Below are 14083 nucleotides of genomic sequence, written 5' to 3'. Positions count from 1 at the left end.
TAAAAAACTCGCCATAATGCTTTAAGACATTAATGCAATACAAAGTACTGTTAGAAATTACAGAACAATATGAGGTCTGAAGATTATACAGACCACCTTTTAAAGACGGAGGTTTCTATGGAAGCAGCGAATTTCACCATGTGGGTTGGATTTGGCTTAATCGCTGTCGCAGTTATTGCTGTTTTCTTTTCTCCGTATCGTCGTTGGTTAGGTTTTATGCTGGCAGGTATGCTGAGTTGGGGACTATTAGAAGTGGTGCGCTTTGGTATGCAAACCATGTTCGAAATGTCGGTCGCCTACAGTTATTTGACAGCCCTAAGCCTTGCGATGGTAACGGTTACATTCATACTTTTACGCGAAGATAAACAAACCCAGAAGCAATTGGAGAAGCGTCAATATATTGAACACACGCCAGTTTACAAGAATGATCAACAACAATGTTCTAGCCGATAATTTATAATAATTTGAACAACAAAAAAGGTATGCTCAGCATGCCTTTTTTTGTATTCATTTTCTGCAACAAAGCTTTTACAGACTGATCTACAATTGTGCTAGGATACAGTTGTCTTAATTTTCATCATTATACTGTGGGCATAAATGTCATGAAGCTTTCTTCTCTACCTGTCGTTAAGTTACCGATCGTTGATCTAAGCACTGATCCACTTGATTTGTTAGTGGCAGGTTTGGCGTTACGTATGAAGCAATTGGCACGTACTAGCCCAAAGTTTATTGAGTTGGTTCATGACCGTGAATTCCGTATTCAGATTGGTACAGATTTAGGTTTGGCACGTCAGATTATTGTCAACCGCGGCAAGATTGATACCGTTGCGGGTAGCCCTGAAAAAGCTGATTTTATTTTGCAATTTGCTTCAAGTGAGCAAGGTGTGAAAACTTTAGTGAAAGGTGATCCAACGGCATTCATGACAGGCATGCAAGATGGCAGCATTAAAATGGAAGGCGACTTTAGCTTGTTGGTTTGGTTCAACCAAGCAGCGAAATTAATTCCACCAAAAGTGCCAAAGCCAGTAAAAGAAAAAATCCGTCAAGCACGCGCATTTATCAAACAAAAAACAGGTAAATAAACCAACCTGAAAAAAAACTCCCTGAATGGGAGTTTTTTTTATTGCTTAGTACTATTCAATTTCTAAGTTAAACGTCACAGGTCCATCATTGATCAAATGGACTTTCATATCAGCAGCAAAAATACCAGTTTGGATATTTTCAAACTGCTGTTGTGCATATTCAACCAATTGTTCATACAGTGCTTTCGCTTCGGCTGGCGGCATGGCAGGTCCAAAGTCTGGACGCAAACCTTTTTGAGTCTGAGCCATCAAGGTAAATTGCGAAACCAATAATAGTCCACCTTTGGCTTGACTGACATTCCACCCCATTTTGCCTTGTTCATCATCGAAAATTCGATATTTTAAAATTTTATCAATCAGTTTTTGCCCTTTCTCTAGCGTATCTTCTCTGCCTAGACCTAAAAAAACCAGTAAGCCGTGTTGAATCTCCCCCGTGGTTTGACCCTCAACCACCACTTTCGCTTCGAGAACTCGTTGAATTAATGCACGCATAAGATTGAAAAAACAGAAAAATGAAGTGGGTAAGTTTAGCAGAGACACGCTATAAAAATGAGTTGTGCAGCAAAAGTCTACTATCCAACAAGCCTAATTTGATTGTATAACAACAATTATTATGCAAAAGAATTGGTTATAACCATCCGCTATGTCTGCCATTATTCGATCTTTATTGGACACTGACCTATATAAATTCACGATGTTACAAGTGGTGTTGCATCAATTTCCACAGACACATAGCGTGTATTTATTTCGCTGTCGAAACCTAGAAGATACGGTTTATCCTTTAGTTGAGATTCTAGAAGACCTGAATCATCAGCTTGATTTACTCTGTGAATTACGTTTTGCCGAAGATGAATTGCAATATCTTCGTTCTTTACGTTTCATTAAAAGTGATTTTGTTGATTATTTAGAATTATTTCAGCTTAAACGTCGATTTATTCAAGCCAATATTGATCAGGCAGATCGTTTGGATATTCGTATCGAAGGGCCGATGGTTCAAGCGATGATGTTTGAGATTTTTGTGTTGGCGATCGTCAATGAATTGTATTTCCGCCGTATCCGTAGCGATGATGTATTGGCAGAAGGCGAGCATCGTTTACAGCAGAAATTGATGCAATTAGAAAAATATTCGCAAGAACAACGGGATAATGAGCCACCATTTTTAGTTTCAGATTTTGGTACTCGTCGTCGTTATAGCTTTGAATGGCAGAAACATGTAGTCAAGGCATTTCATGCTGCTGCACCTAAAGTGTTTCGTGGAACCAGTAATGTCCTACTCGCCAAAGAATTAGGCATCAGCCCGATTGGTACAATGGCACATGAGTTTTTGCAAGCCTTTCAGGCTTTGGATGTGCGATTGCGTAATTTTCAAAAGGCAGCGCTAGAAGCTTGGGTACAAGAATATCGGGGGGATTTAGGCATTGCCTTGACTGATGTGGTGGGAATAGATGCCTTCTTACGTGATTTTGATTTGTATTTTGCCAAACTGTTTGATGGCTTACGCCATGATAGTGGTGATCCGTACGAATGGGGCGATAAAGCTTATGCACACTATCGTAAATTAAAGATTGATACCAAAACCAAGATGCTGACTTTTAGTGATGGTTTGAATTTAGAAAAAGCATGGTTATTACATCAATATTTTAAAGATCGTTTCCAAGTGAGTTTTGGTATCGGAACGAATCTAACCAATGATATGGGACAGACGCCATTGAATATTGTGTTGAAATTGGTGGAATGCAATGGTCAGTCGGTCGCAAAAATCTCGGATAGTTCAGGCAAGACTATGACTGATAATGAGACTTTCTTGGCGTATTTGCGTCAGGTGTTTGAGATTGAAGAAGCCTAGCTATTCTTTCACACTCAAATGGAATAGCTCAAACGTTATGAGAGATCTGTATAGGCACTCTTTACTTTTAAAAGATCAGAATTAACAAAAATCTTTTGTTGAACTGACGGCACATCCTTGATGCCGCAGTTCAACGGGCAGCATCCATGCCGCCTCCGCACCAGTAAATTGTCTCGATAGATTTATATGGCTTAACTTTAGCAATGGTCAGCAAATTTTATACTTTTAATCCATAGTCGTTGGGCTTTTTGCTATATCTCCTTTTCTGCTAAATGAATGCAAAAAATCAGACAAAGATAAAAAGTCGGCTATGCTAAAATCATCCACAATGCGGATGATAAAACAGCATAACTATGACTGACGTAGATTTTAAACTGGGTTTATTGATTGAGCCTGAACAACTGGTGCCTTATCTAGGGCATGAATTGATTCGTGTGGTTGATTTAAGCCGAGCTTCGGTATATGAGCAACTACACATTCCCCATGCGATTCATTTGCAGCCAAAATATTTGGTTGCGCAGCAAGAACAAGCCAATGGGGTATTACCTGATTTAGCAGGTTTGCAGGCTTTAATTGAGAAATTGAATATTACCCCTCAGCACCATGTCGTGGTCTATGACGATGAGGGTGGTGCATGGGCAGGGCGTTTAATTTGGAATTTACATTGTTTAGGTTTTGAGCGTACCAGTTTAATCAATGGTGGAATTCATGCTTGGTTAGGTGCAGCTTTGCCAACAACCGCAGATGTTGAAAAAGTCATACCAGTCGCTGATCTTCTACACGTTGATTTAGAGACGGTGCAACAACATCGTATTGAGTACAACGAATTACTTCAGCAAGTGCAAGAACAGAATATTCAGCTATGGGACTGCCGTACCAATGAAGAATATACTGGACTACGTTTAGCTGCACGACGCGGTGGTCACATCCCAAATGCATTGCATTTTGAATGGAGTACTGCCCTAAACCGTGAAAATCATCTAAAATTACACTCGCTTGAACGCACACAACAACGTTTAGAACAATTAGGCTTTAATTTACAACAACCTGTCGTGGTGTATTGTCAGTCTCACCATCGTTCGGGCTTGGCGTATATTTTGGCAAGATTGCTCAATTGGCAAGTTAGAGCCTATGACGGTGCGTGGAGTGAATGGGGCAATCGCCTCGATAGTCCTATTATTTCAGGGGAGTCACCGTCTTGAGTTTTTCAGCAGATTTAAAAAAACAACTTTTTATCCAAGCACAAAATTTAGTACCACAACATCAACTCAGCCGTGTGATTGGTAAAGTTGCCGCAAGTGAAAATGTTTTGGTGAAAACTGCTGTGATTCAAGCATTCAAAGCAAAATACGGCATTGATATGAGCATTGCCAAGCAAACCAATCCGAACCAATATAAGTCATTTAATGAATTTTTTACTCGTGCGCTTAAAGATGGTGTACGTGGTGTAGATGAACAAGCGGATAGTATTGTGTGTCCTGCTGATGGTGCGATTTCACAGCTTGGTAAAATTGAAGCGGGTGACATTTTTCAAGCCAAAGGTCAAAGTTTTTCTGTTGATAAATTGATTGGCGATCCACAACTGGCAAAACCATTTATTGATGGTCAGTTTGCAACGGTTTATTTATCACCGAAAGATTATCATCGTGTACATATGCCATTGGCTGGCACGTTGACTGAAACTTTATATATTCCAGGTGAGTTGTTCTCAGTCAACCAGACCACTGCTGAAAATGTACCAGGTTTGTTTGCACGTAATGAACGTATGGTGTGTTTGTTTGATACTGAACTTGGTCGTATGGCGGTAGTCTTAGTCGGTGCAATGATTGTGGCAGGCATTGAAACTGTTGCGACAGGTAAAGTAAAACCATCTGGCAAAGTTGAATTGCAGCATCATCAAATGAAATTGGATAAAGGTGCAGAGTTAGGTCGTTTCTACCTAGGTTCTACTGCTGTGGTTTTATTTGAAAAAGATAAAATGGTTTGGGAAGAACAGTTTAAAGCCAATTCAACTGTGGTGATGGGCGAGCGTTTAGGTCATACCGTTTAATTTATAAAGTGATTTGGAAAGCCCCAAAATTTTTGGGGTTTTTCTGTTTAGGTCTTGTCTATTTTATTCAAGCTATATGAGATTAATTTAAATCATTTAATTTCATTTAGTATTAACTGGGCTTGAGGATAGCCATTACTCGCAGCTTTTTTTAGCCAGTTTAATGCTAAAACTCTATTTTTAGATACGCCTTGCCCTTTTTCATACATCATACCAAGATTAAATTGAGCTTCTATATCACCTTGATCTGCCGCTTTATTATACCATTCAAAAGCTTTGGCATAATTTTGATCTACGCCTTCACCCTTATAATACATTTCCCCTAAAGCAAACTGTGCATCTACAAAGCCTAGTTCAGCTACTTTATTATAATATTCAAAAGCTTTGGTATAGCTTTGAGGTACACCTTCACCTTTGTCATACATCACACCAAGACTATATTGTGCATGTCCATTACCTTGATCTGCTGCCTTGTTATACCATTCAAAAGCCTTAGTATAGTTTTGTGGTACACCTTCACCATTGTAATACATCACACTAAGATTGAATTGGGCTTCCATGTCCCCTTGAGTAGCCGCTTTGTTATACCATTCAAAAGCTTGAGCGTAGTTTTGGGCTACACCTTTGCCCTTATAATATATCTCACCAAGATGGCTTTGAGCGTACATATTACCTTGTTGTGCTGCCTTATTCATCCATTCAAAAGCTTTGGCATAATTCTGTTTGACATCTTGAGTGCCAATATAATACATATATCCGAGTTGAGTTTGGGCATCAATATTTCCTTGATGAGCAGCTTTTGTATACCATTCAAAAGCTTTGGTATAACTTTGTTTAAGATTTTCTCCCATATAATATAGATCACCAAGCTTTTTTTGCGAAGAAGCATTGCCTTTGTTTGCTGAATCTAAAATCTCTTTAATCGTATTTTCATTGGCAAACGTAGAGCTAAGAAAAAAACATGGAAATAGTATCAAAAGAATTTTTTTAAATTTCATTATTTGTACAGCTATAAAGTATTATTGGACAATTCTAGACTAACCATAATTTGCAATGATTTTAATTTCAATAGATTAATTTTTATAGCTAAGCAATCGTATGTGTATGTTGGTTTTATTTATATATTATTAACTATCAATCAATAGAAGCATGTACGCTTTTTCTTACACCAATTCCAGTCAATGACCCATATTCGTACCGATCCAAATCACCTAATATCAACTCATCAGGGAACAGGTAGTTCCAAAACATAAAACAAAAATAATAAGTTTGAGCATCAGGACGTGAGGTAGGACAGGAGTTATACCTAAAGTGCGAAATACGAAAAAGCCCGACAGGATGTTGGGCTTTTTTCATTTGATTTTAAGCTCAGTGAGTTCTTCAAAGTTCATCTGTTTAGTATTGTAATAAGCATAAATAGCATCTGCACACATGTTGATGATAGGGTCTTCATCCTTTTTCCAGATTAATCTGACTTCACTCAAAGCATTTTCATCATGAATTGGAATCAGTCTGACATTGTTGGGCAAAATCACTTTAAATTCTTCAGGCACAATACAAACACCAAAGCCATTCGCGACCAGTTCCAGTTGAGACCTTTTTCTCGAATAAATTCTGGTTCTTTTCGGACTAAAACCGTTGACCAAACATAAATTGGCGGCCAGATAGCTTAACCCACCACGGGCTTTATGCGGTACAGAAACAAAACTCAATGGCTCCAATTCACGAATCGTCACACTTTCTTTTTCACGTAAGAATGGATCTAAAATATGGGCAGCAACATATAAGGGGGCTGTGTATAAACTGATTGAGTTTACATCATTTAAATTGTGATAAATCGGGGGTCGAATAAAACCCAGATCAATTGTCCCATTCAACAAATATTCAAGCTGTAATTCAGAGGATAGGGTGTTCATTTCGATATCAATCAAATGTGTATCACAGAGCTGTTCAAAGATTTCCAGCTTGTTTTGATCCAATACGATACTACTGGAATGTGCAATTTTAATAATTCGACCTTCACCACGGCTGATGCTTTGGGCGCTGACAATTGAACTTTTTAAATGATCAATATTGGTTTTTAAACTTTTATACAGTGCTTCCCCTGCAGGTGTTAGTCTAATTTTCTTCTCAGATCGATCAAAAATTTCAAAACCTATTTCTTCTTCTAAATTTTTAATTTGTCTGCTCAGTGCTGATTGAGCAATAAATAGCTTCTCTGAGGCAGCAATAAAGCCCCCAGTTTCAACAATCGTGATTAGATAATTGAATTGTTTAAATGTCCACATATCTCAAAATTAGATCAGTGCTTGTTTTTTCTATATTAGATTAGATGGAAGAAATCTTATACCTTTTTTATAGATCCTTGATTTAGGTAGCTGACGATGACAATAAGAAACAAGATTTTGACCTTGATTGCTGCTGTAGTTATTTGTCTACTGGCACAAAGCTATGATCACTATATGGGTGTAATGACGACAGAGCAGCCTATTGATTTATTCGGAGATTAATCAGTTCTCTAGACTTATTTCTCTATACTTAGTTACTTTCTTAATGATAAGAAAGCTCAGCAGTGTACGCTTTTTCTTACAGTGATTAGGGTCAATGTCCCATTTTCAGGCATGATTGAATCACCTAATATCAACTCATCAGGAACAGGAAGTTCCAAAACATAAAACAAAAATGATAAGTTCATGCATCAGGACGTGAGGTAGGACAGGAGTTATACCTAAAGTGCGAAATACGAAAAAGCCCGACAGGATGTCGGGCTTTTTTACTTTTGCTTTGATAGCGTTAACTAGAACCTAGCGCAGTCACATTACAATCGAATCCAAGTCATATTTCGGAAAGTATTATTGCTAGGATTTTTTGCATTAATGTTCAGCATTTTACCAGTTTTGCTCAAACGTGCATTCAGGTTGTATTTATAGCCATCATAAGGATTTACCCAAATACCGAGTCCAAATTCCTCATTTGGAGTCAGCATCTTAAGACCTGTTAGAACTTCCATACCGACAATTGGTTGATTTTTTAAAGTACCTGAACATAGGGTACATAATGTCGGTATTGCCTCTTTACCCAGAGGGTACATTTTGACAATCACAGCACTATATTGTTCAGTTTTAGAATTTCGTCTAATCACAATATCAGATAAATAAGAGCCAGTGCGTTCATCTACAACCTTCCAAGTTCCAATTAAAGGATCAAAAGGTGTAGCCATTGTAGCAAATGGAATACCGAGTCCAAGGAGAAGTACCAATGTGCGGAAAAAGTGAGGATTCATAAGTATTTTACATCGAAATAAAAATGCGTTAGCAATGAAATAAAGCAGATTATTATTATATTAGTATTGTAATTAAATTGTAATATCAAATATTTAGGGAACCTTATTAGTTCCCTGTAATTTTCTAATTAATACGATAAAGCCGTTCTTTTGGAAAAACAGCAATAAAGGTTGAACCTTCATTTTCTTTAGAACTAATTTCTAGATGAGCACCGTGTTGCATTAAGACATGCTTTACAATTGCCAACCCTAAACCTGTACCACCTGTTTGACGACTACGCGCACTGTCTACGCGATAAAAACGTTCAGTTAAACGTGGTAAATGTTTTGGATTAATACCAATCCCATTATCTTGCACGGTAAAATAAGCATGATCACCATCTTCATGCCAACCAATCGTAATAATCCCACCTTTCGGGGTGTACTTAATTGCATTGGTAATTAAATTGCTGAAAGCACTGGCGATTTCCATATCTGAGCCAATTAAATCACAATGGCTATCGATATCGAGATTTAAAGTATGACCATAATCCAAATTGTAGGCACGAGCATCGTCAAAGAGTTGATTCATCAAATTTGCCATGTCAATAATCTGATTTTTTGCGACCTTTTTATTGTTTTCTAAATTGGATAACAATAGTAAATCATTGACCAAAGCATTCATACGTTTGGTTTGTGATTGCATTTGTGTAAAAGCACGTTTCCAGCGCGGCGTGATGTCATCTTGATCGATAAATGTTTCAATATAACCACTCAGTACGGTGAGGGGCGTGCGTAACTCATGTGAAATGTTATCCACAAAATCTTTACGCATTTGCTCTAGGTTATGTACACGTGTGGTGTCATACGCGACCAAAAGGCGACTTTCTCCACCAAAACGTGTCAGTTTCACTTGCACATAGCGGTCTTCATCCATTTGGGCTTGTAGGCGAATACCATCAGGTGCTTGATCAATATGATTAAAATATTCAATAAAACTCGGTTGGCGCAAAATAGCCAATAGATTACGCCCGCGATCTAAGGGATTAATCCCCAATAATTTTTCTGCTGCAGGATTCCACCACTCAATTTGGTGTTGATCATCGATTAAAACCACAGCTTCGGCGAGTGCAACCAAAGAAGATTGCGCTCGATCAATCAAACCCACCATTTCCGCTTGAACGATACGTTCTTGGCGTTGTGCACGATGAACATTAAACAGTAAAGCCCCCCAAATTCCACTGAGATTTGGTGGTACATCATAAGGGCGGTTCGAAATCCAATCATTCACGAGATAAAGCGAGCGGAGCTGCAGGATAAAGAACACTACAAAAGCGACAAAAATACAGCTCCAAAAGTATCCGACCCCAAATCCGATTAAGCTCGCAATCAATAAAAAGAACATTAACAGTCTTAAATCTTGTTTTGCAAACGCCCATAAACTGCTATAGCGGAAACGTTGATGTTCACGTGCCAGTTCAGGGACGGGATAAGGTTCATACATAAAGGATTTTTAACCTGCCGCTAAATCAGCGCGTGTAGAGAAACGGTAACCTGTGCCACGTACGGTTTGCACAAAACGATCAACGCCGAAAGGCTCTAAAACTTTGCGTAAACGACGGATATGTACATCGATGGTACGGTCTTCGATATAGACATTGCCACCCCAAACTTGATCAAGTAGTTGCGCACGTGTGTAGGCGCGTTCTGGGTGTGTCATGAAGAAAGCCAGTAAGCGATATTCAGTTGGACCCATCTCTAAAATACTGTTACTAAAACTAACGCGTTGGCTGACAGGATCAAGCATTAAACCATTGGCATCAATCACTTTCTCACCACTGAGTGCATTAGCACGGCGTAGGACAGCTTTGATACGAGAAACCAACTCTCGTGTGGAGAATGGTTTGGTCATATAATCATCTGCGCCTGCATCAAGACCTTGTACTTTATGATCTTCTTCACCACGTGCAGTCAGCATAATCACAGGAATTTCTGCCAAATTTTCATCGCGTTTGAGGCGGCGACAAAGATCTACCCCACTGATGCCCCCTGGTAGCATCCAATCTAACAAGATCAGAGCAGGCCGCTGATCGACAATAATCTGATGTGCTTGTTTGGCGTCTTCAGCTTGTAAACATTGGAAGCCTGCCATATCTAAAGAAGTATGGATCATCTCACGAATCGGTAACTCATCATCGACAATTAAAATATAGTCATCTTTCACAGCGCAATACCCTTAAATTTGTAACGGTGAACCGTTTTGTTGTTATGACAGGCTTATTACAAAGATTAATTATGACAATATCATTGCAAAAGAGTGAATAAAGTCGAATTTAGCAATAAATTGTGACAATTCTGGGGCAAAGCAGTGACCAAATGATGACAAGTTGTTTGTAAATAAAACAAATGAATTCATTTGGTTAATACTGCTATAACCTTATACTTTTGTTTGTCACAAAACTGTAAAAGGATTTTAATTTTTTTGAGAGGTTGTTTCGATAAAAGATAAAAACACGGCGCAACACGCAGATAAAACATCTTCTAAGGGCTGTTTAAAATTTTCAGAAACCCAACGAATAATGATATGGGTGACATAACCATTTAAACCTGTTGCCATTAAAGAAACTTCTTCAGCACTTTGTGGTGCATTTGGCATGGTAATCATCACGAATGCTTGAATAATACGATCAAATTGGGTCAAGGTTTCCTGAATCGTGGCTTGATTATGTAAGTCTTGAACCAACATCGCATCGATATAAATGATCCGGGCCATACGGGGATCATCTTTAATCGCATTGAGTAAAGCAGATAAACCCGCATTGACCATATTCTTGGGTTCGGGTGCAGCCATTAATACCGCTTGAGTTAAACAATGCTGCATTTTGCCGATCATTTTTAAAAAAACAGTTTGGAATAGTTCCTCACTTTTTTTAAACGATTCATAAAAATAGCGTTCAGTCAGTTTCGCCTCATTACAAACATCTTTGACGGTGACAGAAAAAAAACCATGTGTTCCATACGTGGCGATACCTGCATCAATCAGTTTTTCCCGACGTAATTCTTTACGTTCAGTTAAAGAGAGACCTTTAAACTGACGTTCTTTCGCTTCGGTATTATTTTTTTTACGTGTCGCTAGATCTTCAGTTGCCATTGAAAAAACCGTTCCCTAAAAAGTCTTTGAATCGTATATCTAAGATTTATTTACATTTTAAACAGGTCTTGCAGATTTAGAATAACTAAATTTCGTAAAACATGCTTGATCACATCTCAACATCTCAACATCTCAACATCTCAACATCTCAACATCTCAACATCTCAACATCTCAACATCTCAACATCTCAACATCTCAACATCTCAACATCTTAAGTCATAAAATGTAAATAGACCTAATATGACAAGCAATATGTTGGTTCCTGCCATTTGTCTTAAAACAGTAGTGTACTATATTGACAACACGTATTGTCAAAATTATATTGGTTATATCTTAAACGGCACATGATCTAGACAAATATGTGCATATCATTCGCAATACAAAGGATAGGCAATGAAAAATTTTAAAAATAAAGTCGCAGCGATCACAGGTGCAGGTTCTGGGATTGGACAACAATTGGCAATTTTATTGGCTAAACAAGGTTGTCATTTGTCATTGAGTGATATCAATGAGAAAGGATTGGCGCAAACTGTTGAGTTGGTAAAACAAAATCCTATCACTGTAACCACCAAAGTTCTTGATGTGTCTAACCGTGAAGCGGTGAAGCAATGGGCGCAAGAGACTGTTCAAGATCATGGTTCTGTGAATATGATTTTCAATAACGCAGGTGTGGCCTTAGGTTCAACTGTTGAAGGTGCGAGCTATGAAGATTTAGAATGGATCGTGGGGATTAATTTCTGGGGCGTGGTTTACGGCACGAAAGAATTTTTACCATTCATTAAGCAAACCAAAGATGGTCACATCATCAATATCTCAAGTATTTTTGGTTTAACCTCACAGCCAACACAATCTGCTTATAACGCAACTAAATTTGCAGTCCGTGGCTTTACTGAATCATTACGCCAAGAGCTTGATATTGAAAAGACGGGTGTAAGTTCACTGTGCGTACACCCAGGAGGTATCCGTACCAATATTGCGAAAGCTGCGAAAATGAATGACAGCTTAAAAAGTTTAGGTATGGATCCAAATAAATCAATCAAACAGTTTGATAAATTCTTACGTACACCACCTGAGGAAGCTGCACGTCAGATTCTAAATGCTGTGCTGAAAGATAAACGCCGTCTGTTGATTGGAACAGATGCACGTATTGTGGATTCTTTCCAACGTTTGTTCCCAACGGGTTATCAACGCCTTGCTGCATTCGCCACTAAAATGATGTAAGTTTCCGTGATTGTAAAAAAGCCATTCTGATGAGAATGGCTTTTTTATTGAAATTGCGAATCGTTGCTTGTGCGAATTTTAGATCAAGACTTTGATCTTACTTTTCTTCCAAACGAATTGATAATAAGACGCTTGTAATACGCATAAGCAGACAAAAGAAAGCGCGTAAGCCGTCCAAATGCCCGTTAAGCCCCATAACGAGCTAAACCAATAGGCACAAGGAACTTCAATTAAAATAATGGTCAGAATATTGATCATCATCGGAACATTGACGGTTCCACTGGCACGCATAATTGAGGCAAAAATGGCACTCGCACCAAAGAATAAAAGCGACCACAATACGATGAATAAGAGCTGCTGCCCAAGTTCAATGACGCTGTGATCGGTAATAAATAGTGCCATTAAATATTTGGAAAATAAGTAGGCTAAAGTGATCAAACTGCCTGTGAATATCACATTCATTCCCAAAGCAGTTCGTGTGACTTTGGCTAATAATTCGGGTTTTCCTGCACCAATTGCCTGAGCGGCAAAAATAGAAGCCGCAATTGAAATAGAGAGGGCAGGAAACTGAATATAGTTGAGTACTTGGTTCACTGCACCATACGCTGCGGTCGCATGCGCACCATAATGATTAACCAAACCAATGATGACTAAGCCTGCCAATGACGTCGTCACCATTTGGATGCCTGTTGGGATACCAAGCTTTAAGATCAGTTTGCTTAGGTTGCTATCATGACGAATACTTTTCAATAGACGGGCATCTATTTTCAGTGGATGGTTCTTATAATTGAGATAGAAGCTCAGAAAAATAAGGACTGCGGCATATCCCATAATGGTTGCCACCGCAGGCGCAACAATGCCCAGAGCAGGAAAACCAAAATAACCTTTGAGTAAGACTGGAGTAACGGCTAATCCAATTAGGCTGGTTAAACTCAAAGCAATCAGAGGGGTAACGCTATCGCCTACACCACGTAGAATTGAAGTGTAAATAATATAGACAAACAGTAATGGACTACCCACCAGCATCCATCGAACATAGGGCAGAGAGAGGTGCATGACTTTAGGATCTGTGCCTAATAATTTCAAAATATGCTCAGCAAAGCCCCAACCTAAAATGGCAATGATACTGCCACCAATCAAGGTCATAAATAGGGTCGAGCCAATCACACTTCGTACTTTTTCAAGGTTTTGCGCACCCCACGCTTGCCCAATCAGTACAGTCGTTCCTGCTGAAATACCGATGACAAATGCCAATAAAAAGAAAAGAATGGGAAAGAAGACGGAGACCGCAGCAATTGCATCTACCCCCATCATTTGACCGACAAAGATGGTATTAATCGTTCCCGATAAGTTCTGTAAAATATTGGTGGCGATCAAGGGAACCAGAAAAACAAAAAATGTTTTCCATAGATTGGGTTGCATCACCAAAGGTTGGCGTGGTGTCATTCTATTTCCTTCACGCTTCATCCA

General features: G+C 38.7%; 15 protein-coding genes. 7 read left to right on the top strand and 8 right to left on the bottom strand.

Features of this window, described 5'->3' with window-relative positions; genetic code table 11:
- The first annotated feature begins 117 nt into the window (after positions 1-117).
- Positions 118-453, top strand: a complete 336-nt coding sequence (gene aciT / locus C502_RS0110175) for a ciprofloxacin tolerance protein AciT (protein WP_018678720.1) — start codon at positions 118-120, stop codon at positions 451-453.
- A 149-nt stretch (positions 454-602) separates the two neighbouring features.
- Positions 603-1082, top strand: coding sequence for a hypothetical protein (locus C502_RS0110170; protein ID WP_018678719.1), 480 nt, complete (start codon positions 603-605; stop codon positions 1080-1082).
- 51 nt (positions 1083-1133) lie between these two features.
- Here C502_RS0110170 and dtd read toward each other — a convergent pair whose 3' ends face one another.
- A complete protein-coding gene (gene dtd / locus C502_RS0110165) occupies positions 1134-1574 on the bottom strand; it encodes a D-aminoacyl-tRNA deacylase (protein ID WP_018678718.1) in 441 nt (146 codons plus the stop codon).
- 151 nt (positions 1575-1725) lie between these two features.
- Here dtd and pncB point away from each other — a divergent pair, with 151 nt between their 5' ends.
- The 3 genes from pncB (at position 1726) to asd (ending at position 4978) form a co-directional block, all read left to right on the top strand.
- Positions 1726-2928, top strand: a complete 1203-nt coding sequence (gene pncB / locus C502_RS0110160) for a nicotinate phosphoribosyltransferase (RefSeq protein WP_018678717.1) — start codon at positions 1726-1728, stop codon at positions 2926-2928.
- Between the two features lie 353 nt (positions 2929-3281).
- Positions 3282-4130, top strand: coding sequence for a sulfurtransferase (locus C502_RS0110155; protein WP_018678716.1), 849 nt, complete (start codon positions 3282-3284; stop codon positions 4128-4130).
- Positions 4127-4978, top strand: a complete 852-nt coding sequence (gene asd, locus C502_RS0110150) for an archaetidylserine decarboxylase (RefSeq protein WP_018678715.1) — start codon at positions 4127-4129, stop codon at positions 4976-4978. The genes C502_RS0110155 and asd overlap by 4 nt, the downstream gene beginning before the upstream one ends.
- Before the next feature lie 92 nt (positions 4979-5070).
- On the opposite strand, the gene C502_RS0110145 is transcribed toward asd, so the two are convergent.
- Together C502_RS0110145 and C502_RS0110140 are read right to left on the bottom strand one after the other, a co-directional pair.
- The gene (locus C502_RS0110145; RefSeq protein ID WP_018678714.1) at positions 5071-5976 is read right to left on the bottom strand and encodes an SEL1-like repeat protein; all 906 of its coding nucleotides are present in this window, start codon (positions 5974-5976) and stop codon (positions 5071-5073) included.
- Positions 5977-6330: 354 nt separating this feature from the next.
- Complete coding sequence (locus tag C502_RS0110140; RefSeq protein WP_018678713.1) at positions 6331-7266, bottom strand: LysR family transcriptional regulator; 936 nt, start codon at positions 7264-7266, stop codon at positions 6331-6333.
- A gap of 96 nt (positions 7267-7362) precedes the next feature.
- Here C502_RS0110140 and C502_RS19645 point away from each other — a divergent pair, with 96 nt between their 5' ends.
- On the top strand, positions 7363-7488 hold the full coding sequence (locus C502_RS19645; RefSeq protein WP_018678712.1) for a hypothetical protein: 126 nt from the start codon (positions 7363-7365) through the stop codon (positions 7486-7488).
- A gap of 308 nt (positions 7489-7796) precedes the next feature.
- Here the strand turns inward: C502_RS19645 and C502_RS0110130 are convergent, their stop codons facing one another.
- The 4 genes from C502_RS0110130 to C502_RS0110115 all read right to left on the bottom strand — a co-directional run bounded on the left by C502_RS0110130 (position 7797) and on the right by C502_RS0110115 (position 11391).
- Positions 7797-8261, bottom strand: coding sequence for a DUF2147 domain-containing protein (locus tag C502_RS0110130; protein ID WP_023274636.1), 465 nt, complete (start codon positions 8259-8261; stop codon positions 7797-7799).
- 124 nt (positions 8262-8385) lie between these two features.
- Positions 8386-9744 (bottom strand): phosphate regulon sensor histidine kinase PhoR, encoded by a 1359-nt coding sequence (gene phoR / locus C502_RS0110125; protein ID WP_018678710.1) that lies wholly within the window; start codon positions 9742-9744, stop codon positions 8386-8388.
- A 9-nt stretch (positions 9745-9753) separates the two neighbouring features.
- Entirely contained in the window at positions 9754-10464 is a 711-nt protein-coding gene (gene phoB / locus C502_RS0110120; protein WP_018678709.1) for a phosphate regulon transcriptional regulator PhoB, read from the bottom strand.
- Positions 10465-10713: 249 nt separating this feature from the next.
- On the bottom strand, positions 10714-11391 hold the full coding sequence (locus C502_RS0110115) for a TetR/AcrR family transcriptional regulator (protein ID WP_018678708.1): 678 nt from the start codon (positions 11389-11391) through the stop codon (positions 10714-10716).
- A gap of 394 nt (positions 11392-11785) precedes the next feature.
- Here C502_RS0110115 and C502_RS0110110 point away from each other — a divergent pair, with 394 nt between their 5' ends.
- Positions 11786-12613: an SDR family NAD(P)-dependent oxidoreductase gene (locus C502_RS0110110; protein ID WP_018678707.1), complete on the top strand. Its 828-nt coding sequence runs from the start codon at positions 11786-11788 to the stop codon at positions 12611-12613.
- 78 nt (positions 12614-12691) lie between these two features.
- On the opposite strand, the gene C502_RS0110105 is transcribed toward C502_RS0110110, so the two are convergent.
- The gene (locus C502_RS0110105; RefSeq protein ID WP_018678706.1) at positions 12692-14059 is read right to left on the bottom strand and encodes an MATE family efflux transporter; all 1368 of its coding nucleotides are present in this window, start codon (positions 14057-14059) and stop codon (positions 12692-12694) included.
- Positions 14060-14083 lie beyond the last annotated feature (24 nt).

It is taken from the genome of Acinetobacter tjernbergiae DSM 14971 = CIP 107465 (assembly GCF_000374425.1).
In the GTDB taxonomy this organism is placed as follows: Bacteria; Pseudomonadota; Gammaproteobacteria; order Pseudomonadales; family Moraxellaceae; genus Acinetobacter; species Acinetobacter tjernbergiae.
Note: the sequence above shows the minus strand (reverse complement) of the source record. Positions and strands in the feature narration are given on the sequence as shown.